Origin of the sequence: Pseudomonas sp. M5 (genome assembly GCF_016907075.1) — a bacterium.
GTDB classification, from domain to species: domain Bacteria; phylum Pseudomonadota; class Gammaproteobacteria; order Pseudomonadales; family Pseudomonadaceae; genus Aquipseudomonas; species Aquipseudomonas putida_E.
On record NZ_JAFBBH010000001.1, the window covers coordinates 1,265,527 to 1,290,151 of the forward strand.

At 63.1% G+C, this 24,625-nt stretch carries 27 protein-coding genes; 17 read left to right on the forward strand and 10 right to left on the reverse strand.

The features are described from left to right. Positions 1–81: 81 nt before the first annotated feature. Both JOE27_RS05825 and JOE27_RS05830 read left to right on the forward strand, forming a co-directional pair. A complete protein-coding gene (locus tag JOE27_RS05825) occupies positions 82–507 on the forward strand; it encodes a potassium channel family protein (protein WP_204918204.1) in 426 nt (141 codons plus the stop codon). Between the two features lie 108 nt (positions 508–615). After that, complete coding sequence (locus JOE27_RS05830; protein ID WP_204918206.1) at positions 616–1,185, forward strand: GNAT family N-acetyltransferase; 570 nt, start codon at positions 616–618, stop codon at positions 1,183–1,185. On the opposite strand, the gene JOE27_RS05835 is transcribed toward JOE27_RS05830, so the two are convergent. Genes JOE27_RS05835 through JOE27_RS05845 form a run of 3 tightly spaced genes read right to left on the reverse strand, consistent with a single transcriptional unit; the run spans position 1,164 to position 4,130 of the window. After that, entirely contained in the window at positions 1,164–1,826 is a 663-nt protein-coding gene (locus JOE27_RS05835) for a hypothetical protein (protein ID WP_204918208.1), read from the reverse strand. The genes JOE27_RS05830 and JOE27_RS05835 overlap by 22 nt on opposite strands. Positions 1,827–1,845: 19 nt before the next feature. Then, positions 1,846–3,213 carry an MBL fold metallo-hydrolase gene (locus JOE27_RS05840; RefSeq protein ID WP_204918210.1) on the reverse strand — a complete coding sequence of 456 codons (1,368 nt, stop codon included), beginning with the start codon at positions 3,211–3,213 and terminating at the stop codon, positions 1,846–1,848. Further along, positions 3,204–4,130 (reverse strand): universal stress protein, encoded by a 927-nt coding sequence (locus tag JOE27_RS05845; RefSeq protein WP_204918212.1) that lies wholly within the window; start codon positions 4,128–4,130, stop codon positions 3,204–3,206. The genes JOE27_RS05840 and JOE27_RS05845 overlap by 10 nt, the downstream gene beginning before the upstream one ends. Before the next feature lie 184 nt (positions 4,131–4,314). Here JOE27_RS05845 and JOE27_RS05850 point away from each other — a divergent pair, with 184 nt between their 5' ends. Continuing rightward, on the forward strand, positions 4,315–4,863 hold the full coding sequence (locus JOE27_RS05850; protein ID WP_125923760.1) for a GNAT family N-acetyltransferase: 549 nt from the start codon (positions 4,315–4,317) through the stop codon (positions 4,861–4,863). 27 nt (positions 4,864–4,890) lie between these two features. On the opposite strand, the gene JOE27_RS05855 is transcribed toward JOE27_RS05850, so the two are convergent. Next, complete coding sequence (locus JOE27_RS05855) at positions 4,891–5,817, reverse strand: universal stress protein (RefSeq protein WP_046785823.1); 927 nt, start codon at positions 5,815–5,817, stop codon at positions 4,891–4,893. A gap of 243 nt (positions 5,818–6,060) precedes the next feature. Here JOE27_RS05855 and JOE27_RS05860 point away from each other — a divergent pair, with 243 nt between their 5' ends. From JOE27_RS05860 to JOE27_RS05870, 3 genes are read left to right on the forward strand one after another with little or no spacing between them, the layout of a single operon-like run. Then, a complete protein-coding gene (locus JOE27_RS05860; protein ID WP_119687206.1) occupies positions 6,061–6,249 on the forward strand; it encodes a hypothetical protein in 189 nt (62 codons plus the stop codon). A 1-nt stretch (position 6,250) separates the two neighbouring features. After that, the gene (locus JOE27_RS05865) at positions 6,251–7,069 is read left to right on the forward strand and encodes a helix-turn-helix domain-containing protein (protein WP_119687207.1); all 819 of its coding nucleotides are present in this window, start codon (positions 6,251–6,253) and stop codon (positions 7,067–7,069) included. Between the two features lie 48 nt (positions 7,070–7,117). Beyond that, positions 7,118–7,954 carry a universal stress protein gene (locus tag JOE27_RS05870; RefSeq protein ID WP_204920622.1) on the forward strand — a complete coding sequence of 279 codons (837 nt, stop codon included), beginning with the start codon at positions 7,118–7,120 and terminating at the stop codon, positions 7,952–7,954. A gap of 183 nt (positions 7,955–8,137) precedes the next feature. Here JOE27_RS05870 and JOE27_RS05875 read toward each other — a convergent pair whose 3' ends face one another. Together JOE27_RS05875 and JOE27_RS05880 are read right to left on the reverse strand one after the other, a co-directional pair. After that, positions 8,138–9,031 carry a PA4780 family RIO1-like protein kinase gene (locus JOE27_RS05875; RefSeq protein ID WP_042111524.1) on the reverse strand — a complete coding sequence of 298 codons (894 nt, stop codon included), beginning with the start codon at positions 9,029–9,031 and terminating at the stop codon, positions 8,138–8,140. 88 nt (positions 9,032–9,119) lie between these two features. Next, the gene (locus tag JOE27_RS05880; protein WP_204918214.1) at positions 9,120–9,551 is read right to left on the reverse strand and encodes a multidrug/biocide efflux PACE transporter; all 432 of its coding nucleotides are present in this window, start codon (positions 9,549–9,551) and stop codon (positions 9,120–9,122) included. Between the two features lie 93 nt (positions 9,552–9,644). Here JOE27_RS05880 and JOE27_RS05885 point away from each other — a divergent pair, with 93 nt between their 5' ends. Continuing rightward, a complete protein-coding gene (locus JOE27_RS05885; RefSeq protein WP_125923764.1) occupies positions 9,645–10,514 on the forward strand; it encodes a LysR family transcriptional regulator in 870 nt (289 codons plus the stop codon). A gap of 72 nt (positions 10,515–10,586) precedes the next feature. On the opposite strand, the gene JOE27_RS05890 is transcribed toward JOE27_RS05885, so the two are convergent. Both JOE27_RS05890 and JOE27_RS05895 read right to left on the reverse strand, forming a co-directional pair. Next, positions 10,587–11,492 carry a DUF2950 domain-containing protein gene (locus JOE27_RS05890; protein WP_119687249.1) on the reverse strand — a complete coding sequence of 302 codons (906 nt, stop codon included), beginning with the start codon at positions 11,490–11,492 and terminating at the stop codon, positions 10,587–10,589. Next, entirely contained in the window at positions 11,489–12,832 is a 1,344-nt protein-coding gene (locus JOE27_RS05895; protein WP_119687250.1) for a DUF3300 domain-containing protein, read from the reverse strand. Before JOE27_RS05895 ends, JOE27_RS05890 begins: the two co-directional genes overlap by 4 nt. A 177-nt stretch (positions 12,833–13,009) precedes the next feature. Here JOE27_RS05895 and JOE27_RS05900 point away from each other — a divergent pair, with 177 nt between their 5' ends. Then, positions 13,010–13,261, forward strand: a complete 252-nt coding sequence (locus JOE27_RS05900; RefSeq protein WP_012314889.1) for a hypothetical protein — start codon at positions 13,010–13,012, stop codon at positions 13,259–13,261. A 138-nt stretch (positions 13,262–13,399) separates the two neighbouring features. Continuing rightward, on the forward strand, positions 13,400–14,119 hold the full coding sequence (locus JOE27_RS05905; protein WP_012314890.1) for a TorF family putative porin: 720 nt from the start codon (positions 13,400–13,402) through the stop codon (positions 14,117–14,119). On the opposite strand, the gene JOE27_RS05910 is transcribed toward JOE27_RS05905, so the two are convergent. Beyond that, a complete protein-coding gene (locus tag JOE27_RS05910; protein WP_115274526.1) occupies positions 14,116–15,036 on the reverse strand; it encodes a LysR family transcriptional regulator in 921 nt (306 codons plus the stop codon). The two genes, JOE27_RS05905 and JOE27_RS05910, sit on opposite strands and share 4 nt — an antisense overlap. 126 nt (positions 15,037–15,162) lie before the next feature. On the opposite strand from JOE27_RS05910, the gene JOE27_RS05915 reads away from it, so the two are divergent. The 8 genes from JOE27_RS05915 to dctM all read left to right on the forward strand — a co-directional run bounded on the left by JOE27_RS05915 (position 15,163) and on the right by dctM (position 23,684). Then, complete coding sequence (locus tag JOE27_RS05915) at positions 15,163–16,002, forward strand: MaoC family dehydratase N-terminal domain-containing protein (protein WP_204918216.1); 840 nt, start codon at positions 15,163–15,165, stop codon at positions 16,000–16,002. 22 nt (positions 16,003–16,024) lie between these two features. After that, positions 16,025–17,188: an acyl-CoA dehydrogenase family protein gene (locus JOE27_RS05920; protein WP_204918218.1), complete on the forward strand. Its 1,164-nt coding sequence runs from the start codon at positions 16,025–16,027 to the stop codon at positions 17,186–17,188. 10 nt (positions 17,189–17,198) lie between these two features. Next, complete coding sequence (locus tag JOE27_RS05925; protein ID WP_204918220.1) at positions 17,199–18,548, forward strand: MmgE/PrpD family protein; 1,350 nt, start codon at positions 17,199–17,201, stop codon at positions 18,546–18,548. An 18-nt stretch (positions 18,549–18,566) separates the two neighbouring features. Next, on the forward strand, positions 18,567–19,766 hold the full coding sequence (locus JOE27_RS05930; RefSeq protein WP_177010196.1) for a CaiB/BaiF CoA-transferase family protein: 1,200 nt from the start codon (positions 18,567–18,569) through the stop codon (positions 19,764–19,766). Further along, positions 19,763–20,581: a CoA ester lyase gene (locus JOE27_RS05935; RefSeq protein ID WP_204918222.1), complete on the forward strand. Its 819-nt coding sequence runs from the start codon at positions 19,763–19,765 to the stop codon at positions 20,579–20,581. Before JOE27_RS05930 ends, JOE27_RS05935 begins: the two co-directional genes overlap by 4 nt. Before the next feature lie 120 nt (positions 20,582–20,701). Further along, positions 20,702–21,700: a TRAP transporter substrate-binding protein gene (locus JOE27_RS05940; RefSeq protein ID WP_046785808.1), complete on the forward strand. Its 999-nt coding sequence runs from the start codon at positions 20,702–20,704 to the stop codon at positions 21,698–21,700. Between the two features lie 68 nt (positions 21,701–21,768). After that, positions 21,769–22,401 (forward strand): TRAP transporter small permease, encoded by a 633-nt coding sequence (locus tag JOE27_RS05945; protein WP_115274521.1) that lies wholly within the window; start codon positions 21,769–21,771, stop codon positions 22,399–22,401. Beyond that, the gene (gene dctM / locus JOE27_RS05950) at positions 22,401–23,684 is read left to right on the forward strand and encodes a C4-dicarboxylate TRAP transporter large permease protein DctM (protein ID WP_012314899.1); all 1,284 of its coding nucleotides are present in this window, start codon (positions 22,401–22,403) and stop codon (positions 23,682–23,684) included. The genes JOE27_RS05945 and dctM overlap by 1 nt, the downstream gene beginning before the upstream one ends. 49 nt (positions 23,685–23,733) lie before the next feature. Here dctM and JOE27_RS05955 read toward each other — a convergent pair whose 3' ends face one another. After that, positions 23,734–24,615, reverse strand: coding sequence for a LysR substrate-binding domain-containing protein (locus JOE27_RS05955; protein WP_042112037.1), 882 nt, complete (start codon positions 24,613–24,615; stop codon positions 23,734–23,736). Between the last annotated feature and the right edge of the window lie 10 nt (positions 24,616–24,625).

Consider the following 24,625-nt stretch of genomic DNA (forward strand, 5'->3'; position numbering starts at 1 on the left):
CATCAACTGATGTTCAGGTGTAAAACCGACACGATGGCCATTACCGGCCAAACTTCTGTCAGGGCCACAGGGGAGCCGTCGATGCTTACCGTCACGCTGATCAACGCGCTGGTCGTGGTGCTGGTGGTGGTGATTCATTACGAATGCCTGCTGCGCCTGAACGACTGGCTACCGCGGCTCAAACTCTGGAGCCGGTTTCGCATCGTCATAGGTGTGCTCGGCGCGCTGGTGGCCCACGCCCTGGAAGTCTGGTGCTTTGCCCTGGTCTATTATCTGATGGCCAGTGCCGAAGGCTGGGGCACCCTGAGCGGCAACTTCGACGGCACGTTCATGGACTGCGTGTACTTCTCATTCACCACCTATACCACCATCGGTTTCGGCGATATTTCGCCCAGCGGCGACCTCAAATACCTCACAGGCCTGCAGGCACTCACGGGCCTGGTGATGATCACCTGGACGGCCTCCTTTCTGTTTCTGGAAATGCAGAGGTACTGGAAGGCCAAGTAGCAAGGCGTGGGCCTAAGGGCGCGGCAATTGACAACTATCAAGCGCGCAGAAGGCGAGGCGCTGAAACTGAACCTCCTTTGTACACCCCTGAATGTAAGGAGGCTTGCCATGGCACCCGCCGAAACACCCCGCCCCCACGCCGCAGCGGCATTTCCTGCCACGACCGGCGAACACTGGATCGAAGCGCTCGACAATGACACCCATGTGCTGATCAGGCCCTTGCAGCCCAAGGACCGTCAGCGCGAGAAGAACTTCATCGAACGGCTGTCCCCTCAATCGCGCCACTTCCGTTTTCTGTCACAGCTCAAGGAGCCTGGCGAAGCCATGCTGGATCAACTGATGGTGGTTGATCAGGACCAGCACATGGCCTATGTGGCCCTCGCCCATGTCGACGGTGAACTGCAGGAAGTCGGTATCTCCCGCTACGCCACCGGTGCGGATAACCAGGAATGCGAATGCGCCGTCACCGTGCTCGATAGCTGGCAGCGTCACGGCCTGGGCACATTGCTGCTCCGGCACCTGATCGACCACGCACGCGCCAAGGGCCTGCGGCAGATGTATTCCATCGACGCTGCGGCCAATGTGGCGATGCGCGATCTGGCTCAGGCGGCAGGGTTTACCACTGCCAGAGATCCGGATGACCCAAGCCAGCTGATTCACCGGCTTTCGCTGGCCTGAGGCGGTGCCCCGGCGGTAGCCTCCGGCAGCAGGTCCAATTGCTCCAGGCACCGCCGCTCATCGGCCTCGGTCACCCCCTTGAAGGCACTGACTTCAAGCAGCGGCGTATTGAACAGCGCCAGGCGGATGACGCCGTTGCGTTCCAGAAACGTTTGCGCCAGGCACTGGCAGACCGGTTTGGCGACCAACGCAGCGAGCGCCTGGTCCTCTGGCAGATCGACCTGGGCCTGCAGGTTGGTCTCGCATCCGCTGACGATGCCTTGTACGGAGCGGCTGGCGAGTATCAGTGAGCCTAAGCCCAACACTGCCAGCAGTAGCAGCATGCCCAGCAAAATGTTCGACTCTCTGGCTACGTCCCGGACTATGGCGAGCCTCGCCTGCCAACCTCTCCCCTGCCCGGAAAAAATGGTCTTGCCCACCGTACTCTTGAAACTGCGGTGCACGGCCAACCCGACCGCCGCACTCAGCGCCAGCAGCGCCAGCACAATGGCCGGGGCACGCATGGGCAGCTGCCAGGCCGGGCCCAACACCTGATAGCTCGAGGCGGCAACCACCAGTGTGGCGATGGCTGCGATCCATCCAAGGCTGCCCCTGGGTCGTTTTGCCCAGGCGCTGAGCTTTGCCCTTGTTTGCATGTTCATGCAAGCCTCCAGCGCCGTGTCAGCGCACAGGGTCTATGGCAACCGTTTCCAGGTACTCGGGCACGCACACCTGCCAGCCGAGCTCAAGGCTTATCCGTCGACGCAAGGTGTCCGCAGCATGCGGTTCGCCATGAATGACGTAGGTTTGGCGCGGCGGTCGGGTGAACCCGCGCAACCATTCCATGATTTCGTCCGCATCGGCATGCGCCGACAGGTTGTCCATGGCAAAGACTTGCGCCCGAATCGGCACGTCTTCGCCATGCAGGCGCACGCTGCGAGCCCCGGCAACGATATCGGCACCGCGGGTACCGCCGGCCTGAAAGCCAGAGAACAGAATGCTGTTGTGCGGATTGGGCGCCAGCGCCTTGAGGTGGTGCAACACCCGCCCTCCCGTGGCCATGCCGCTGGCGGCAATGATCACCGCAGGTTCGCGCAGCTGATCCAGGTGCCTGGATTCGTCGACCGTGCGGATGATTTGCGTGCCTTTGCACATCTGGGCACACTCCAGCGCCGTGAGGCGATGCTCGCTCCTGAACTGCTGGTACAGGGTCGTGGCATCGGTTGCCATGGGGCTGTTGAGATACACCGGAGTGTCCGGTATCAGCCCGTCGCGTTTGAGCATGTACAGGTAATACATCAGCAATTGCGCTCGGCCAACCGCGAACGACGGCACCAGGGTGATGCCATGGCGCAGCAGGGTCTGGTTGATCACATCGGCCAGGTAACGCTCCGGGGGCTGTGCTGGGTGCAACCGGTCACCATAGGTCGACTCCACCAACAGCACATCGGCTGCACCGATCAGTTCGGGCGCACGCATCACGGGATCATTGGGCCGGCCCAGGTCGCCCGAGAAAACCACTGTCTGGCCGTCCAACGTCAGTTGCACGGTCGCCGCGCCCAGAATGTGCCCGGCCGTACGCAGCAACAGTTCGACACCGGGCGCGATCTGGGTGCGATGGTGCAATGCGACGGGCCTGAACAGCTGCAGTGCGCGTTTGGCATCCTGTTCGGTGTACAAGGGGCGGGCCGGCGAATGTTTGGAATAGCCATGCCGATTGGCATGTTCGGCCTGCTCTTCCTGCAATCGGGCGCTGTCGAGCAACAGGATTTCAGCCAAGGCACAGGTCGCCGGGGTGGCATACACGGGCCCGCTGAAGCCCTCGCGCACCAACACCGGCAGGTAGCCGCTGTGGTCCAGGTGGGCATGCGTGAGCACTACCGCATCGACCTTACGCAGTGCCGCCGGCAGTGGCTCCCAGTTGCGCAAGCGCAGTTGCTTGTAGCCTTGGAAAAGCCCGCAGTCGATCAGCACCCGTGTCGAGTCATGCGTCAGCAAGAACTTGCTGCCCGTCACCGTGCCCGTCCCGCCGAAAAAGGTCAGTTGCATGGCATCGGCTCCCAGGTATCGATCACACAGGGGTGAACGGCCAGCACGCTGCACGGTGGATCGCTGACAATACGTTCGGTGGTATCACCCAGCAGCTTGCTCAACCCCCTGGGCTGCACCACTCCCATGACCACCGCGTCGATATCCAGGGCCGCCACATGGTCCCGAATCACCTGCACTGCCCCGCCTTCCATGTAATGCCGGCAATCAAGGGGTACACCTTCGGCATCGGCCAATGCATCGAAGGACACCTGCAAGGCATCACGCATCTCCTCGACCCAGGTCTGCGCAACCAGCATGTCGGGGGCGAACACACCCGCCAGGTCATAGGCCGAGAGCAGGTGCAACTGCGCATCGCATTGCAGCGCCAGGGCATCGGCTGACCGGATGAGGGCGCGGTTGAATAGCATCTGGGCATCGGGGTCATCGCGCAGGGCGGTGTCCACGGCTACCAGAATGCGTTTGGGCAATGACGCGGCTGCCCGGGGCACGAAATGCATCGAGCCTTGGTACGCGCGCATCAGCGCACAGTCCAGCGGCGTGCCGAAAAACCGGGCCAGTGCCGGTGTCGTTTCGGTGTCCTTGATGACCATATCGGGCTTGAGCTCGCGGATGTAATCGGCGGCCTGGTCCCGCAGGTCTTCTGCCTTGACGGTATCGAGCGTCAGACAGGTATTACTCGACCGATGACGTTCGACCAGCGCCTCAAGCTGCTTGCGATAGAGCCCGTACTGGCGCTGCAGCTCGGCTTCGTTCAGCCGCTCCTGGCGTAACGAATGCGCCTCGTACGGCTCGAACAGCCCAACGATATGCACCGCTGCGCCGCTGACATGCGCCAGGGCAAGCGCCCGGCGCAAAGCCGCCGAGTGCGGGTCGATGTCGCAAAGCAGCACCAGCAGTTGTCGATACTGACCCATGGCAAACCTCCGGCCGCACGCGGCGATGGCAAGTAGCATCGATCTTCGAACCCCCTGCCCTTGCGCGTTTGATGCAGATCAGAAAGTCACCACTGGCGCACCGACTTGATCAATGTCAGAACCAGAACGCCGTCTCACGGTACAACCGGTAAAGCCCACGTTGATCAAGCCCTCAGGAGGCCCTATGAACAAGCAGTTGCTGGAACCCGAAGACACCAGCGAGCACTGGGTAGACACCCTTGCTGACGGCACAGCCGTGCTGATTCGCCCGCTGCGCGATGATGATCACGAACGCGACAGTCGCTTTGTGAGCACGATCAGCCATGAGGCCAGGCGCTTTCGTTTTCTCGCCGGACTCAGCGGTGGCTTGCCCGCCCTGGACGCGCAGTTGATGCCGGTCGACGGTCACCAGCGCATGGCCTACGTCGCGCTGGCCCATGACAATGGCCAGCTGCATCAGCTTGGCGTAAGCCGCTATGCCGCGATCCCGGGTAGCCACAATTGCGAATGTGCCGTCGCTGTCGGCGAGCAATGGCAGCGCAAGGGGCTGGGCAAGCTGTTGCTGCAGCACCTGATCGAAGCGGCACGGCGCAATGGTTACCAGTGCATGGTGTCCCGGGACCTCTCGAACAACTACGCCATGCACCGGCTGACCAAGGCGCTGGGCTTCACCTCGCGCTACCTGGGCGGCGATGTCAGCGAAATCCTCCACGAGCTTGATCTGCGTGCCTGAAACAAGGCCCTTGCGGGCCTTGCATTTCTAACCTTGCGAATGCTCGGGTGATAACACCAGCACACTGGTGCTGAGCCGATGCAGGATCCGCTCGGCCGTACTGCCGATGAACCAGCCGATGCCGTGATGGTGGTAGCTCCCCATCACCAGCACGTCGATGTCGTTGTTGTCCATGAACAGCGCCAGCACCTTGGTCGGGTCCCCCACCCGCATGTGCCGGTGCTCGAAGGGAATACCGTTGCGTTCGGCCAGTTCCTGGAAGGCATCGGCCTGAGCCTCGTGCAGTGTCCGTGACAGGTTCGAATCGAACAGGAACGAATGTTCCCGGCTGCCTTCGGCGTCCAGGTACATCGAGCCCATATCGTAGGCGTACAGCAGTTCGATCTGGGCGTTGCATTGCAAGGCCAGCTTGAGCGCTTCGCTGATGATATGGTCGTTGAAGCCTTCGAACTGATCCTCCGGGCGCGACAGGTCAACCGCTGCAAGTATGCGGCGCGGCAGGGCATTGCTGGCGTTGTGTACCAGGTGCAGCGGAATTCTGGTGTCACGCAGCAACTGCACGTCGAGCGAGGTGAACATGGCTCGCATCCACCACGGTTCATGCTCGAGCCCCTTGATCAGCATGGCGAACGGCTGCTCACGCAGATGCACCTCAATCTCGTCCAGCGGGTGCTGAACCCACAACACCTCGGTGGTCACCGTCACGCCATTGCGGCGCATCGACAATGCCTGGGTTTCCAGCCATTCACGGTGTTGCTGCACATAGCCCTCGCGCATGACCGCCAAGGCCTGCTCGTTGACCAGGCCGGCGGTGGCCAGGCCCTCAAGGTAGTCAAAGGCGACGATGTGCAGTGGCATGCCCTTGGCTTTGGCCAGCGCCGCTGCACGGTCATAAACCGGTGTGCGGCGCATCAGGGGCGATGCGATGAGAAGAAGTCTTTGCGGGTTGGTCATGGCACACCTCTGCGGGGTCGATGAGTACCTCGATGATCTGCCGCCGGGGGCTGCCCGGTTTGATGTTTGTCAACAGTGCAAGCGAGCCGACCAGCGGCTGTTAGCGCTTACCGGGTAATTGACACGGATCAAGACTTATCGGTTTTTTGGGCGCACGCTGTACCTAGCCTCGCTGCCGACAAGGACGCCATTGCACCTCGAATCAATAGCTATTGCTTGCGCGTGCAGGCACTGGAGGTTCCGATGAACGTTTACGTCGAGAAAAGCGCGAATGACAACCGCTGGTGGGTCCACATGGACGAGTGGCGGGTGAGTTTCAAAACACCCAAAGAAGCCGAACAGTTTTTGGGCGTGCTGACTGCCCGCCTCAATGCGCCTCATTCACTGAACAAGATCGCCACCGTCGCTCTCAGACCTGCGAAGGAGGCCTGAAATGTCGGGCCTGATCGACGTTCAGCTGCTCAGCCAGCCTGTAAAGGTGCGCACGCCCCCGCCCATTCATTTGAAGCCACTGGCATCGCGCTGCAATGAGTGCCGGGTCAACGGCCTGTGCTTGCCCACAGGTTTGCCCCTGCGCGACAACACTCGCCTGGGCACATTGATAGGCCCGCGCATCCGCATCAGGAAGGGTGCTGCGCTGTTCAATGCCAATGTACCCTTGAGTGCCTTGTATGCGGTGCATTCAGGCAGTTTCAAGACCAACCTGAACAATGCCGAAGGCCAGGGTGTGATCATCAACTTCTGGATGCCGGGCGACGTGCTGGGCCTAGATGCCATTGCCACCGAGCACCATGTCTGTGATGCCATTGCCCTGGAGGACAGCGAAGTCTGCCCCGTCCCTTACCATCGGCTGCAGGCCCTGGCGCGTGATTTCCCTACGCTGCAGCAGAGCCTGAACCGCCTGATGAGCAGGGAAATCATCCGCGAGCATGAGCGCGTGCTGATGCTGTGCAACCTCTCTGCCGAGCAGCGGCTGGCCAGTTTTCTGCTGAGTTTGTCCCGACGGTTTGTCAGCCGTGGCTATTCCTCCCATGGCTTCATGCTGCGCATGTCGCGCGAGGACATGGCGTCCTACCTGGGGCTGCGCCTGGAAACCATCTGCCGCTCGGTCGCCCACTTGCGCGCCCTGGGTATCGTCAACCTGCATGGCCGGCTGGTGGAGATTCTGGACATGCCTGCGCTGATGGCCCTGGAACTGGGTTACCCGGGCAGCCCTCGCCTCACTGAACTGCCAGTCGCCGGCGTGCCATAAACGCCTGGCTTACCGCGCATCGCCTCGCAACAGCTGAAGGTGTCGGACATGTCGAATTTTCATCTGGCTTACATGCCATTGATCACCTATCCGGATGTGCTCCCCGAGGACGCTGTGGCAGCCGGTGTACAGCTGGCCATCGCGCTGGGGTACGACCTGCATGTCATGACCTTTTCGGTAAGGATCCCCTACCTTTCGCCATCAGTTGGCAGCACACTCCTGAATATCCCCGAGATGATTCGTACAACCGAAAGCAACAGTAGGAGCCAGTGCAAAGCGCTGCAGGCCATGGTGAGCGGCCTTGAACACGGCCAGAGCAGTGTGGAATGCTCCACCAGAGAAGTGGTGCCCGGCCTGACGGGTACCGCGGCTGCAGAAGCGTCAAGGTATTTCGACCTGGCCATCCTGCCATGGGCAGTCGACAAGCCAGTCATCCAGGAGCTGGCAGAGTCGGTGATTTTCGGCGCTGGCAGACCATGCGTACTCGTTCCCTCTTTGCCCATCCAGCCTGTCAGGCACATGGCGTTGGCCTGGGACGGCAGCCGCGTCGCGGCGCGAGCGCTGGCTGACGCGTCACGCCTGATGAGCTCAGACATGCTGATCACGGTCCTGACCGTGCAGGGGGAAAAGCCACTCGAGCACGGCAACATCGCGCAGGACATGGCACATGCCTTACAGCACAGAGGCCTGAACGCTCGGCCGCTGAGCGTGAAGCTGGCCGGGCGATCAATCGCTGAGTGCCTGCAGCAAGAAGCACTCAGCGCCGGCGCCGATCTGTTGGTCATGGGCGGCTATGGTCACTCGCGCTTGAAAGAATTCATCCTCGGTGGCGCCACCCATGGGGTTCTACAAGCGCTTCAAATGCCCATACTGCTGTCACACTGAGCCCCTGCGATCAGCCTCTTCATCACCACATTGCGATACATACGGAAAATCGTGCATTCGAAAAAGGTGATGTTTTGCCTTGGCTGGCCCTATCGCCGGCAAGCCGGCTCCTACAGTGACCGCACAAACCTAGGGGCGGTGGTACAGGCGGCTTGCCGGCGATAGGCCGGCACCCATGCAAGATTACTGCAGCCAGGGCGGCGGCGGTTCTTCGCCCTTGACCGGCCCATGCTCGGCTTCTGCCCGCGCAGCTCGGCGGCGGACATCATCCAGGCGGGCCGCGTCGATTTCGCGCATCACTCCGCCCACGTCCGCGACATGCTCATCATCCTCGAATTCGCCTGTCAACGGGCTGTCCGCACGCAGTTCACCTGCCTCGTACAGCGCCCACATTTCCTGGGCGAAGCGTGTGTCCTTCAATTCCGGTGCAAAGCGCCCGAAATAGTGGGCCATGTTCGCCACGTCACGCTGCAGCATGCTGAAGGCATGGTTGTTGCCGGCGGCATCCACCGCCTGCGGCAGGTCGATGATAACCGGGCCATCGGGGCCCAGCAGCACATTGAATTCGGACAGGTCGCCATGCACCAGGCCGGCACACAGCATCAGCACGATCTGGCGAATGACAAAGGCGTGGTACTCACGCGCCTCATCAGCCTCCAGGTGAACGTCGTTAAGGCGCGGGGCCGCATCGCCATCGGCGTCGGTCACCAGCTCCATCAGCAGTACGCCATCCTGGAAATCATAGGGTTTGGGCACCCGCACACCAGCATTGGCCAGGCGGAACAACGCCGCCACTTCAGCGTTCTGCCAGGCGTCCTCGGCTTCCTTGCGGCCGTACTTGCTGCCCTTGGCCATCGCCCGGGCCTGGCGGCTGTTGCGTACCTTGCGCCCTTCCTGGTACTCGGCGGCCTGGCGGAAACTGCGTTTGTTGGCCTCTTTATAGACCTTGGCGCACCGTACCTGGGCGCCGCAACGCACCACGTAGACGGCTGCTTCCTTGCCGCTCATCAAGGGTCGCAGTACTTCGTCGACCAGTCCGTCTTCAATCAGCGGTTCGATTCGTTTTGGCGTCTTCATCAGGCTTGTGTTCGGGGTCCTGTCTGGCCTTATGGCTGGGTTGGCGAACATCCTCTCACAGGCTGATGCGTCTTGCTCGTTTGTCTGCTCAGGCGGCGGTCCAGCGCTGCGTTATCCAGTGCCGAACCTGGTCGAATGCCCAGTTGTACAGCACGGTGTAGGGCAAAATGATCACGAAGAAGCCCAGCTCAACCATGAGCGCCTGCCAAAGCGAGATATCCAGCATCCAGGCCGCCACCGGCAGGCACCACACCACCAGCCCCAACTCGAAACCCAGGCCGTGGGCAAAGCGTGCCGCGGCCTTCCAGTGAATGCGTGCGGTACGCACCCAACGGTCGACCAGCGCGTTGTAGAGCATGTTCCACACCATCGCGATCAGCGACAGGGTGACTGCAAGGCCACCTGCCGTGGCCAACGACTTGCCCATCACCCAGGACAAAAGTGGCGCGCACAGCAGCACGGCAAACACTTCATAGCCGACGGCATGGACCAGGCGTTCGGTGAAAGAGACTTTTTTCACGGCATTTTCCATCCAGTAGTGAACTTGTGCTTCACATTTTCTTTGATGGAACTGATACTCGCGATATAGCTCCTATCGGTTTTATCAATACCTGTGCGCTACTCACCTGAAGCCCTCGTTGCCTTTGTAGAAGCCGCTGCCCTTGGCTCGTTTTCCGCCGCAGCGCGCAAACTGCGCAAGAGCCAGTCGACCATCAGCATCGCAATCGCCAACTTCGAGGCTGACATAGGTTGCGAACTGTTCGACCGTGCAGGCCGCCACCCCACCCTGAATGAGGCCGGCCGCCAGGTCTTGACCCACGTCGAGGCGATCCTCGATGCCAGCGCCAGGCTCGATGCGCTGGCGGTGAGGCTGGCCGAACAGGTAGAGCCGCTGGTGTCGGTGGTGATGTCCGACAGTTACAGCGTGACCTTTCAAGGCGCGGTGATAGGTGGCTTCGCCGCCAGCTACCCGCACACCGAACTGCGCTGCGGGCCTTCGGAAGACGCCGACGTTATCGACCTGATCCAGCAGGGCATGGCGCAGATCGGAATCCTTGCAGCGCAGCAGCGCTACCCGGCCGACATCGCCGTGGCACGCCTGCCGGAACATGCGCAATTCGCCGTTTACGTCAGCACAGGCCACGCCTTGGCAAAACAGCCTGGCGTGCAGCCACAGCACCTGGAAAACGAGCGTCAGCTATACATCAGGACCTACGCGCCAAGCCTGCACCACGGGCGCGGCCAGGCCTGGTCGGCGCCGGACTACCTGACCCTGCTGGAGTTCGCGGTGCGCGGCTATGGCTGGGCGGAACTGCCCAGGGCGCTGGTGGCGCGCTTCGGCAGTGGCCTGGTGGAATTGCCCGTGGCAGGCTACCCACGCAGAGTCGCGATGGATGTTGCCTGGTCGCGCAGGCGAGCCTTGGGCCCCGCCGGGCAATGGTTGGTGCAGCAATTGCTGGTGGGCGGTTCCACGCCCCAGTGACGGCCAATGCGAGCCCCTTTTGGCAGCCAATGAGCGAGACTGGCAGGCCAACAAAGCGCCGGGGTAGAACGTCTATTGATCGTGGCCCGCTTCGACAACCTGCCAACTGTCATCCGGATCGAAACGTTTCATGCCTTGGGCCAACGCTTCGCCCTGGGGCCCCAGGTCCTTCTCGAACACCTGGCCGTCATGGCTGACCATGAAGCTCATCACGCCGGTGTCGTTGTACCTGGCCGGCCAGGCGACCATGGCGAAGCCACGGCTCATATGCTTGCCGATCAGGTAACTGTACGCACCACCCGGTGCCGAAGGGCCTTGAGCCTCGAGGATGCGGAAGTGGTAGCCGTACCAGTCATCACCGGGTGCATTCTGGCCGAACAGCGGGCCCAGCGGGCTGACCTGCCCGCCCGTTTCGTCCGCCCAGTACAAGCCGTCGCGCTTGCCGGGTGTGCTGAAAACCTGCCGGGCGTACTCCAGTGCGCCATCACCGTTATGGTCCTGCGTGGCGTAGTCCATCTGCGCATCGTGATAGGCAAGCAGCGACTGCACAGCGGCCAACTCGTCGCGGCCAATGCGCCGGGCACGAATCTCGGCACTGCCGGCCTTGAGGTCAAAGCGCCAGCCGCTGGCAGTTCGAGTGAGCGGAATGGGCAAGGTCCACTGCTCGCTGCCCACCGCCAGAATGGCCTGCCGGTCACCGTGCATCTGGATCTGGTGCTGCTGGTGGTACTGCTGCACGAACGCATCCACGTCGCTGCGCTGCACACCTTCGCGGGGGATGTAGGTGCGCCAGTCGTCACCGAGCAATTGCGTCAGGCGCGCCTGGTCTGCCTGCTCCACCCCCAGCGCCTCGACGAAGGCTGCGGCGGCCTTCTCTGGCGTGGGGAATGCCTGCTGCGCAGTGGCCAGGCATGACCAGGCGGCGCCAAGGGCAAACAGCCACAGGCCCAGCGACGACTTGCTTTGGCTCATGTTCATCGACGCCCCCCTCCACCACGGTGCATGGCCGCACTGGGCCGGGAGATGGTATGGCCCGCCGCACGCGATGCACTCGGCCGCTTGGCGAGCGCCTGGCTGGTGCGGCCACGGTTGGCCTGCGCCGCAGAGCGTGAGGGGGATCGCACGCCGTCGAACGCATTGTTCTTCGCCCTCCCAGCGCTATTGCCCGGTTTGTTGTGCAGCGCCTGGCGTGCCTGGCCGTTTGCCTGCCGGTGCTCCGCAGCACGGGGCCTGCTGGCCTGGGCTTCGCGAGCCCGGTCACGGGCTTCACGATTGCTGGTGGCCGGGCGTTCGATACCCGCCCGGTCCATCGAAGCACGGGCGCGATCGCGTGCCTGTGCACGCTGGGCATCGTCGCCACGGTAAGCTGCACGCTGGCTGGCACCGTCGAGCTGGCGGCCGAATTGCTGGCGGCTGCGGTTGTCACGGTACGGCACCCCATCGCGGTGCACGGCGTTGTGCTGCCAGGTGTTCTGGTTGTTGGCGATGCGGTTGTTGACGTTGATGTTGTTGTAACGATTGACGTCGATATCGATGTCGTTGCGCCCCCAGTCGCAATCGCCCCACAGCGAATTGACGATCGCAACGCCTGTGCCGAACGCAAGCCCGGCCAACAGCGCGCTACCGGCGTAGTACAGCGGCGATGGCGGGTAATACACCGGCGGTGATGCGGGGTAGGCCCAGGTTCCGTAAGCGGTGGTCGGGTTGTAGGTGGGCACATACACCACCTGCGGGTCGGCCGGCTGGATGATGATGGTGCTGGAGGACGAACTGCTGGCCGGCGCCGCTTGCGAGCTGGGCGCGGCTGCCGGCGCGGCCTGCACCGTGACGTTCTGGTACTGGTTGCTCTGCAGGTTGCCTGCGGCCTTGGCCTGCTGGCGCAGACGCTGCACGGCACCCATCACATCATCAGGCTGGGCCAGAAACGCATCCCCAAGGCGCTGCACCCACACCGGGTCCTGCCCGAGAACCACCAGTACCTGCGGGAACGCCACCAATGCCTGGACACTCGGGTCCCAGGCCTGCGTCGCCACTTGTTTGACAGCCTCATCACCCTGAGCCTTGGGATTGGCCTTGGACCACGTCACTGCTTCGGCCACTTCACCGGGATAGGTGGCGGCCATCAGTACCTGTGCCAGCAGCGCGTCGGGATACAGCGCAATCGGCGCGAGCATCTGGTCCAGTTGCTCGGGGTTGAACACCGCCTGCTTGGCGGGTGCCGCCTCGGCGGCCGGTGCAGGCTCTTGCGCCTGGACCAGGCCTGGTTCACCACCCAGGCAAAGCAGCAGCGCCACGGCACATAACAATGGCATGCGCATCACAGTATCCCTCTGGCCCATACCGCGTGGAACTTAAGGTTAGCAAAGGCTGCCGTTCTCACACGGTGCTATCGATAGTCACTATCGAGAATGGCAATTTCTAATGATCGCGTCGGCTCAATAATCTTGCTCCATCGATTCGTCACACACCCATCTCCCGAATCCTGGAGCTTGCCGATGAACACTACGGCCCGCCTGCTGTTCGCCACCCTGTCCGCCGCTGCCATTGCCGTGCTCAGCGGTTGCGCCACCCACCCCGAACTGCGCCCCTACACCGCAGAAGAAACCCGCCAGCTGCAGCTCGAAGCCATCCAGCGCCAGGCACTCTCCCTGGATGAGTACGAGCTGCGCAAACGCGTGATCCTGCGCGCCGCCAGCGAACAGGTGGTGACCGAGGTGGCGGAGCCGGCCGGGGCGATAAAAGGTTGAATTGAAAGCCAGGCCATACGCTCACGTGCGGCCCCTGATCGACATCACCACCCGTTTGAAGCAGACCACGCTGTTTTCCCCGCCAGCCAACACGGGTATCCTGTGCCGCTCAAGCGCAAGCCTTCCAGGACGGTGACCATGACCAGGCCCCTTCTGTTGCTCAGTGCGGCCCTGCTGTTCAGCCCGGTGCTGCAAGCGCAGCAGATCCAACGCCAACTGGGCGATTTCGACTTCAAACTTGGCACCACGCCTTCACGCAGCATGGCCCAGGGGCTGATCTCGCCCAGCGCCAGCGGCGCCTTTCACGGTGGCCTGGACCTCAGCCACCCAAGCGGTTGGTACGTGGGCCAGTATGCGCCGAGCATGGGCGTGACGCCTGACTCCACACTGCGCCTTGACAGCTACCTGGGCTACAAGCACCACTTCGACAGCACACTGGGTTACGAAGTAGGCCTGATCCACTACAGCCAGCCGAACATCGCAGGGCCGGACAGCTATGCGTTGTATGGCGGCATTTCGGTCATGGGCAGCCGAATCGGCGGGGCCTGGCGTGACAACCCGGACAATCGCACCGGCACCCTGTTCGCCGATTTTGGCCAACTGCCGCTGTTCGACATCGACCTCACGGTCAAACTCGCCCATCACCGCCTGGGCACGCCCTTCACCATCGGCGACGGCAGCCAGGTGAATGCGTTCTCCGACTGGTCGCTGGAGCTGTCGCGGCCCTGGCTGGGCATCGACCTGAACCTGATCTACAGCAACTCCGACCTCAACGGCGGGGGCTGCGGTGCCTATGCCGGTATCAACACGTATTGCGAGAGCATGCTGACGTTCAAGGCTCAGCGCAGTTTCTTCTAGGGGGCCGGGGGCGGTTGCAGTGCGCTGTCTGCCCCCTCAGGCATCAAGGTGGCGATCAACGCCCTCACCGTCCCTGGCAACGCATCCAGCTCGCGCACCAGAATGCTGCGCTCGCGCACCGCCCACGCTTCATCCAGCTCGATGGTGACCAGGTTCATGGTCTGGCTGTGCCGGACAGCCGCCGACTCGGGGATGATGCCAATCCCCACGCCCGCCTCCACCAGCCGGCATATGGCCTCGAAGCTCGACAGCTGGATACGCAGCGACAGATTCAGGCCCATGCGTTCGACATGGTCGCGCAGGAAGCTGAGCAAAGTGCTGCCGTCGTGCAGGCCGATATGCTGGAACGCCAGCGTCTGCTTGAGCGTGACCTGCCTGCTGGCAGCCAGCTCATGCCCTGCAGGCACGATCAGTACCAGCCGGTCGGTACTGAAGTGCAGCACCTGCAAACCGCTGGCTTCCACGGGGCCGGCAATGATGCCCATGTCGCTGCTGCCATCGAGTACACCGCGCACGATATCCCGCGACAGGCGCTCCTGCAGGTCCACGGTCACGCCGGGACGTTTGGCGAGAAAGCCCGCCAGCACTTCGGGCAGGAACTCGGTGACCGCGGTGGTGTTGGCAAAGATGCGGATATGCCCGGCCGAATCGGTGCCGAACTGGGCGAATTCGGCTTTCAGGTAGTCCACCTGGCGCATGATCAGCCGTGCGTGCATGAGCAGTTTTTGCCCGGCCGGGGTCAGTTCGACGCCGCGACTGTCGCGGTACAGCAGGCGCGTGTCGAGCTGCGCCTCTAGGGCCTTGACGCGCGCACTCGCGGCTGCCGGTGAGAGGAATGCCCGCCGCGCGCCTTGGGTCAGGCTCGGTGACTCGCCGATATGAATGAACAGCCTCAGGTCTGCCAGATCAAAATGCATGGGTCTATCCGAATGTGGAGCACGCGTTCAGCATACATGAACGCTGCCTTACATAAATGCAAATTCACAGAATGCCAAGTGCCTCGCATGATCGCTGCATAACAACAAATGCAGAGGCCAATGGTTATGACTGCTACGCACCCGCCCACGGATTACAGCGCCTGGACCGGCCGCACGGAAGAGGCCGTCGATGAGCTCAGCCGCAACCTGATCAAACGTATCGCCGCCACCTTCGGCGAAGCCGCCCCCGCCGTGGGGCAGCCCCTGCCGCCGCTATGGATGTGGTGCTTTTTCCAGGAACCGGTGGCCGAAACGCTACTGGGTAGCGATGGTCACCCGGCGCGCGGCGGCTTTCTGCCCCCCGCCGATAACCGCAACCGCATGTGGGCCGGGGGCCGTGTCGAGTTCATTTCCCCGCTCAAGGTCGGCGCCGAGGCCCATCGCCTGTCGACCATCGTGCATATCGAAGAGAAGCACGGCCGCACGGGCGCATTGCTGTTCGTCACGGTGCGCCACGAGTACTCCCAGCAGGGCGAACTGTGCGTACGTGAAGAGCAGGATATCGTCTACCGCGAACCGAACCCGCCCAAACTGAGCAGCGCCGCGCCAACCGCCCCTGGCGACTGGAGCGAGACTGTCACGCCCTCCCCGACTCTGCTGTTCCGTTACTCCGCCGTCACCTTCAATGGCCACCGCATCCACTATGACCACCCCTACGTCACCGATACCGAAGGCTACGCGGGCCTGGTCGTGCACGGTCCCTTGATCGCCACCCTCACCCTGCGCGCCTTCCTGCGCGCCAACCCTGGCAAGCGCCTGCGCCAATTCGCCTATCGCGGCGTACGCCCACTGACCGTGCCCACGCCATTCGAAGTGGCCGGGCGCATTGGTGCACCGGGCCAGGCGCAACTGTGGGCCGGCAATGCCGACGGCGTGGCGCAGAGCGCCGACGTGCTTTTCGACTGAGACCTGGACAGGGGAACCCCGCATGCATACGTACGACAGTGATGACCTCAATGCCATCCGCGAAGGCGTGCGCGCCTTGTGCGCCGAATTCGACGCCAGCTACTGGCGCAAAATCGATGAAGAAAAAGGCTTCCCTGCAGCCTTTGTAAAAGCCATGACCGATGCCGGGTGGCTGTCGGCGATGATTCCGGAGCAGTACGGCGGTTCAGGCCTGGGCCTGGCCGAAGCCTCGGTCATCCTCGAAGAAGTTAATGCCTGCGGTGGCAACTCCGGCACGGTGCATGGGCAGATGTACAACATGTTCACCCTGCTGCGCCATGGCAGCGAGGAACAGAAGCGCCACTACCTGCCCAAACTGGCCAGTGGCGAGCTGCGCCTGCAGTCGATGGGCGTGACCGAGCCCACCACCGGTACCGACACCACCAAGATCAAGACCACTGCGGTGCGCCAAGGCGACAAGTACGTGATCAATGGGCAGAAAGTGTGGATCTCGCGGGTTCAGCACTCCGACCTGATGATCCTGCTGGCTCGCACCACGCCTTTGCCTGAGGTGAAGAAAAAGTCCGAGGGCATGTCGATCTTCCTGGTCGACCTGCGCGACGCCATTGGCAATGGCCTGACCGTGCAGCCGATCGCCAACATGGTCAACCACGAGACCAACGAGCTGTTCTTCGACAACCTGGAACTGCCGGCCAGCAGCCTGATCGGCGAAGAAGGCAAAGGCTTCAGGTACATCCTCGACGGCCTCAACGCAGAGCGTACCTTGATTGCCGCCGAGTGCATCGGTGACGGCCGCTGGTTCGTCGAAAAAGCCAGCGCCTATGCCCGTGACCGCGTGGTGTTCGGCCGGCCGATCGGGCAGAACCAGGGTGTGCAGTTCCCCATCGCCGAAGCGCACATCGAAATCGAAGCCGCCGACCTGATGCGCTGGCGCGCCTGCGCCGAATACGACAGCGGGCAGAATGCCGGGGCCAGCGCCAACATGGCCAAGTACCTGGCGGCGAAGGCCTCGTGGGAAGCCGCCAATGCGTGCCTGCAAACCCATGGCGGGTTTGGCTTCGCCTGCGAGTACGACGTTGAGCGCAAATTCCGCGAGACCCGCCTGTACCAGGTGGCGCCGATTTCCACCAACCTGATCCTGTCCTACGTGGCCGAGCACCTGCTCGAACTGCCGCGCAGCTTCTGAGGGCCTGAGCATGCAACATACCCACGCCCTGGCCGGCTTTCTCGCCGACCTGCGTTACGCACACCTGCCCGGCCACGTGCTGGACCGCACTGAAGACCTGTTCCTGGACTGGCTTGGCTCGGCCCTGGCCAGCCAAGGCGCGCACCCGATCCCGCTGTTCGAGCGCTATGCCGAACGCATGGGGCCTGCGCAGGGCAATGCTCGAGTATTGACCAGCGGGCGCACGTCATCCCCCTACTTCGCTGCCCTGGTCAATGGCGCGGCCTCGCACCTGGTCGAGCAGGACGACCTGCACAACAGCTCGGTGCTGCACCCGGCGACCGTGGTGTTTTCTGCCGTACTGGCGGCGGCACAGGACCTTGGCAAGTCTGGCCAGGACCTGCTGCTGGCTGCAGTCGCCGGCTATGAAGCCGGCATCCGCATCGGTGAATTCCTCGGTCGCTCGCATTACCGCATCTTCCATACCACCGCCACTGTCGGCACCCTGGCCGCAGCCGTCGGGGTGGGCAAACTGCTGGGCTTCAACCAGGCGCAGTTCATCAACCTGCTCGGCAGCGCCGGCACCCAGGCCGCCGGGCTCTGGGAGTTCCTGCGCGACGCCGCCGATTCGAAGCAGTTGCATACCGCCAAGGCCGCCGCCGACGGCTTGCTGGCCGCCTACCTGACCTCCGATGGCCTGAGCGGTGCACGCAATATCCTCGAAGGCGAACAGGGCATGGCCGCCGGCATGTCCAGCGATGCCGACCCGGCGCGCCTGAGCGACCGCCTGGGCACGCGCTGGGCGCTGGTGGAAACCTCGTTCAAGTACCACGCTTCGTGTCGCCACACCCACCCCGCCGCCGATGCCTTGCTGCTGCTGATGCAGCGCGAAGGCCTTGGCCATGAACAGATCGCCAGGGTCGTCACCCGCGTGCATCAGGGCGCGATCGATGTGCTTGGCCGCGTCACCACACCTGCCACCGTGCACCAGGCCAAGTTCTCAATGGGTACCGTACTTGGCCTGATTGCGGTGCATGGCAGCGCGCAACTCATCGACTTCCGTGACCTGGCGCTGACCGACCCACAGGTCGCGCACTTTCGCGAGCACGTCGAGATGCAACTGGACGCCGAAGTGGACGCCGCCTACCCCAAGAGGTGGCTGGGCCGCGTGGACGTTACCTGCACCGATGGCCGCAGCTTCAGCGCCGCCATCGACGAACCTAAAGGCGACCCCGGCAACACCCTGTCGCGCCCGGAGCTTGAGGCCAAGTTTCAGCGCCTGCTGGCGTATTCCGGCGCGCGCAGCCCGGCCCAGGGCCAGGCATTGATCGAGCGCGTCTGGCAACTGCGCGACGCCCGCTCGCTGGCTGATCTGCACTGAACACCAACAGGTGACCCTATGACCCAAACAACGCCCCGCCCGCTGGACGGCATCACCGTGATCAGCCTGGAGCACGCCATCGCAGCGCCCTTCTGCACCCGCCAACTGGCCGACCTCGGCGCCCGCGTGATCAAGGTCGAGCGCCCTGGCAGCGGCGACTTCGCCCGCGGCTACGATCAGCGTGTCGATGGCCTGGCCTCGCACTTCGTCTGGACCAACCGCTCCAAGGAAAGCCTCACCCTGGACCTCAAGCAGGACGCCGCCGACGGTATTCTCGAGGCCCTGCTGGCCAAGGCGGATGTGCTGGTGCAAAACCTCGCACCGGGCGCGGCAGCGCGCATGGGCTTGTCGTTCGACGCCCTGCACGCCCGCTTCCCACGGCTTATCGTGTGCGATATCTCCGGGTATGGCGAAGGCGGCCCTTATGAAAAGAAAAAGGCCTACGACCTGCTGATCCAGAGCGAAGGCGGCTTTCTCTCGGTAACCGGTGGCCCTGGCGAAAACGACATGGCCAAGGCCGGCTGCTCGATCGCCGATATCGCCGCCGGCATGTACGCCTATACCGGCGTGCTCTCGGCGTTGCTGCTGCGTGACAAGACCGGCATCGGCAGCCGCATCGACGTGTCGATGCTCGAAAGCCTGGTGGAGTGGATGGGCTACCCGATGTACTACGCCTACGACGGCGCGCCGCCTCCCCCGCGCGCCGGCGCTTCGCACTCCACCATCTACCCGTATGGGCCGTTCCCAACCGGCGGTGGCGGCACGATCATGCTTGGCCTGCAGAACGAACGGGAATGGGCCTTGTTCTGCGAAAAGGTGCTGCTTGACCCGGCGCTGGCCAGTGATGACCGCTTCAATGCCAACTTCAAGCGCTCAGATAACCGCGAGGTGCTGCGGCAGATCATCATCGAGGGCTTCGCCAGCCTGTCGCTGGACGAGGTAGTGGCACGCCTTGAAGATGCGCAAATCGCCAACGCCCGGGTCAACGACATGCACGGGGTGTGGCAACACCCGCAGTTGCAGGCCCGCGGCTGCTGGCGTGAAGTGGACAGCCCGGCCGGCAAGCTGCCCTCGCTGCTGCCACCAGGGCGCAACGCGGCCTTTGCCCCGCGCATGGACGCCGTGCCGGCGCTGGGGCAACACACCCAGGGCATCCTCGGCGAGCTGGGCTTCAGCCCGGCAGAGCAAGCCAGCCTGGCCGCAGGTGGTGTGGTATGAACAGCGTGCGCTCTGCACTGTTCGTACCCGGCAGCCGGCCTGAGCGTTTCGCCAAGGCGCTGGCGGCAGGGGCCGATGCCGTCATCGTCGATTTCGAGGATGCCGTGGAGGAACCCCTCAAGCGCCAGGCCCGGGACCACCTGGAGGCGTTCCTGCAGGCCACGCCATTGGCGTCGGTGTGGGTCCGGGTGAATGCGCCGCAGCACGCCGAGCATGCGGCAGACCTGGCCTTCTGCGCGCAGCAGCCTGGCATCGCCGGCGTGCTGCTGCCCAAGGTGGAAAACGCCGCACAGGTGGCCGTTGCCCGGCACACCGGCAAACCGGTATGGCCCATTATCGAAAGCGCCAAGGGCCTGCTCGCGCTGGAGCAGATCGCCCATGCCGAGGGGGTCGAGCGGTTGTCGTTCGGCAGCCTCGACTTGGCGCTGGATCTACACTTGAACACCGACAGCGCTGCTGCCAGGCAGTTTCTCGACCAGGCGCGCATGGCCGTGCAGCTACACTCGCGGGGTGCCGACCTGCTGCCGCCGCTCGATGGCGTGTTTCCTGCCATTGGCGACGCCGAAGGGTTGCACCAGGCGATGCGGCATGCCTACGACCTGGGGTATGGCGGGGCGTTGTGCATTCACCCCAGGCAAGTGCCGGTGATTCACGCGGCACTCGCGCCCGACGCCGAAGCGCTGGCCTGGGCCCGGCGGGTGCTGGCGGCGAGCGCCGCAGCGAACGGGGCCGGTGCGTTTCAGCTGGACGGGCAGATGGTGGATGCGCCGGTCGTGTTCCGGGCGCAGCGGTTGTTGGCACAGGCGTCCGGTTGAACTGGGTTGGCGTTCGGCTACACCGAATGCCGCCTTACACAAATGCTAATTCACCACACGCAAGCCATTGGTCCATCGTTACATCCATCCTCCTACAAAAATAAATCTGAGGTGACATCGATGTTCAAGCTGACCCAGGCGCTGTTCTGCGCCGCCGCAGTGTCCATGGCCGGCCTTGCACAGGCTGCCGATCCGATCATCATCAAGTTCGCCCACGTGGTGGCCGACAGCACGCCCAAAGGCCAAGGTGCACTGATGTTCCAGAAGCTGGTGGCGGCGGACCCGCAGCTCAAGGACAAGGTCAAGGTCGAGGTCTACCCCAACTCGTCGCTGTTCGGCGACGGCAAGGAGATGGAAGCGCTACTGTTGGGTGATGTACAGATGCTGGCGCCTTCACTGGCCAAGTTCGAGCACTACAACAAACAGGTGCAAATCTTCGACCTGCCGTTCCTGTTCGACGACCTGGCGGCCGTCGACCGTTTCCAGCAAGGCCCGCAGGGCAAGGCACTGCTGACCTCGATGGACGACAAAGGCATCCACGGCCTGGCCTACTGGCACAACGGCCTCAAGCAGCTGTCGGCCAACAAGAAAGTGATCCTGCCCAAAGATGCCCGCGGCCTGAAATTCCGCGTGCAAGCCTCCAGCGTGCTCGAAGAGCAGTTCAAGGCGATCCGTGCCAACCCGCGCAAGATGAGCTTTGCCGAGGTTTATCAGGGCCTGCAGACCGGCACGGTCAATGGCACCGAAAACACCTGGTCGAACTACGAAAGCCAGAAGGTCAACGAGGTGCAGCCGTTCTTCACCGAGACCAACCACGGCCTGATCGACTACATGGTGATCACCAACGCCAAGTTCTGGAACGGCCTGCCTGAGGACGTGCGTGGCGAGCTGCAAACGCTCATGGACCAGGTCACCGTCGAGGTGAACAAACAGGCCGAAGCCCTCAACCAGACCTCCAGGCAGAAAATCATCGATGCCAAGACCAGCGAGATCGATGCCCTGACTGCCGAGCAGCGCCAGCAATGGCGTGAGGCCATGCGCCCGGTGTGGGACAAGTTTTCCGATCAGATCGGCGCTGACTTGATCAAGGCAGCCGAGGCCGCCAACAAGGCTTCCTGACAGCCGCACGCCCTGCCCCGGCCACCTGCGCACAGGTTGCCAGCCCTCTCTCTGTCTGGAGAATTCCTATGCAATCGCTCAGGCGTGTCTGGGAGCACTTCGAGGAGGGCATGATCGCCTTTCTCCTGGCGGCCATGACCTTGGTGACCTTCGTCTACGTAGCACTGAACAACCTCTATACCGTGTTCTACACGCTCAGTGACCACTGGGCTTTTGCCAGTGAGCTGCTGCTGGGCATCGGCGACCACCTGATGGGCTACGCCCAGGAAATGACCTGGAGCATCGCCCTGACCAAGGCGCTATTCGGCTGGCTGATCTTTTTCGGTATTGCCTATGGCGTGCGCACCGCCGGCCACCTGGGGGTCGACGTACTGGTGCGGCGCACCCGCAAACCAGTGCAACGGGTGCTGGCGATGATCGCCTGTGCCTGTTGCCTGGCGTATGCCGGGCTGTTCCTGGTGGCCAGCATCAAATGGGTAAGCGCAGTGCTGGTGGCCGGCATCGGCGCCGAAGACCTGGACCGCTATGGCATCAAGGTTGGCCATATTGCGCTGATCGTGCCCTTCGGTTTCGCCTTGGTCATTGTCCGCTACCTGGAGATCCTCTATCGCCTGTTCACCCATCGCCAGTATGGCCTGGGCCTGGCCGACGAGGCTGCAGAGGCGAGCAAGCTGGCCAACCCGGGTGAGGAGCATCACTGATGACGGTAATCTGCCTGTTCCTGTTGTTGTTCGTGTTCATGTTCCTGGGGGTGCCGATCGCAATTTCGCTGGGCTTGTCGGGCGCACTTTCAATCCTGATGTTCAGCCAGGACTCACTGAGCTCGCTGGCGATCAAGCTGTTCGAGACCTCCGACAGCTACACCTTCCTGGCCATCCCGTTCTTCCTGCTGTCGGGCGCGTTCATGACCACCGGTGGCGTGGCCCAGCGGCTGATCGACTTCGCCAACGCCTGTGTCGGGCACATACGCGGCGGCCTGGCCATTGCCGCAGTGCTGGCATGCATGCTGTTCGCCGCGTTGTCGGGCTCGTCGCCGGCCACGGTCGCGGCGGTGGGCTCGATTGCCGTTGCCGGCATGGTGCGCTCCGGTTACCCCCGCGAGTTCGGCGCGGGGATCATCTGTAATGCCGGCACCCTGGGCATCCTGATTCCGCCATCGATCGTCATGGTGGTGTACTCGGCGGCGACCGAGACCTCGGTAGGCAAGCTGTTCATGGCCGGTGTGGTGCCAGGCATCCTGCTGGGCCTGGCGCTGATGGTGACGATCTACATCGTCGCCCGGATCAAGAAACTGCCCGCACAACCTCGTGCCAGTTTTGCCGAATGGCTGAGCACCGCCAGGCGCGCGTTCTGGGGGCTGTTGCTGCTGGTGATCATCCTGGGCGGCATCTACAGCGGCATGTTCACCCCCACCGAGGCGGCCGCCGTGGCAGCGGTGTATTCGGCGTTCATCGCGCTGTTCGTGTACAAGGACATGCGCCTGCGCGACTGCCCGAAGGTATTGCTGGAGTCGGGCCGGCTGACCATCATGCTGCTGTTCATCATCGCCAACGCCATGTTGTTCGCCCATGTGCTGACCACCGAGCAGATCCCCCAGCAGATCACCCAGTGGGTGCTGTCCGAGGGCCTGACGCCGATCGGTTTCCTGATCATGGTCAACGTGGTACTGCTGGTGGCGGGCAGCTTCATGGAGCCGTCGGCGATCATCCTGATTCTCGCGCCGATCTTCTTCCCGATCGCCATGAAGCTTGGGATCGACCCGATTCATCTGGGGATCGTCATGGTGGTGAACATGGAGATCGGCCTGGTGCATCCGCCGGTGGGGCTGAACCTGTTCGTGACTTCAGCGGTGACGGGCCTGACGCTGGGGCAGACGATTCGCGCCGCGCTGCCGTGGCTGTCGATCCTACTGCTGTTCCTGGTGCTGGTGACTTACGTGCCGTTCATTTCGCTGGCACTGCCGCAGTGGTTGGGCATGCCGTAATGCACTGATCTTCCGGGCCCCATCGCCAGCGATGGGGTCAGTGCAGGCATCAGATCCCTCCACCCTCCAGCACCTGCGACATGACCTTGGCCAATGCCGTGACCATCACATCCGCCGTCGGCCGGTGGACGATGACGATTTCGTAGCTGTCCACCTCAGGCAACCCGTGTTGCCTGCCAAGCACCCGATGCTCAGGGGTCGCCGCCCGTGGTGGCAACAGGCTGATGCCCATGCCGTCGGCCACCGCGGCCTGGATGCCACTGAGGCTGGAGCTGGTGAAACTGATGCGCCAGCGCCGGCCCATGCCTTCGATGGCGGTGATCATGTCATCGCGGTACAAGCCGCGTGGCGGAAAGGTCACCAGCGGGATCGGGTCGAGCTCGAAGGACGGCATGCGTGCGCTGTCGATCCACTGCAGACGCTCGGGCCAGCACGCCACGCCTTCGCGGCTGTTGCGTCGCTGCTTGAGCAACACCAGGTCAAGTTCGCCATTGTCATAGGCCTGGCTGAGGTCGCGGCACAGGCCGCTGGTGACCTCCAGCTTGACCTGCGGGTGCAGCCGGCTGAATGCCGACAGCGCGTTGGTGGTGCGCCCGCCGACGAAATCTTCGGGAACGCCCAAACGTACGGTGACGCCGACCATGGCACCGGCCAAAGCCTCGAGCATCTGGTCGTTCAATGCCAGCATGTGCCGGGCGTAGCCGAGCAAGGTCTGGCCGGCGTCGGTCGGCAACACGTCACGGTTCCCGCGCACCAGCAGGCGGTGGCCGACCATGTCCTCGAGCCGGCGGACTTTCTGGCTGATGGTCGATTGCGTCGAATGCAGGCGTGCGGCAGCGGTGGTGAAGCTGCCGCAATCGGCCACGACGACGATGGCACGCAGCAGGTCGAGGTCGAACAGAGCCCTATTCGATTTAACGCTGATAGACATCCTGGTATTC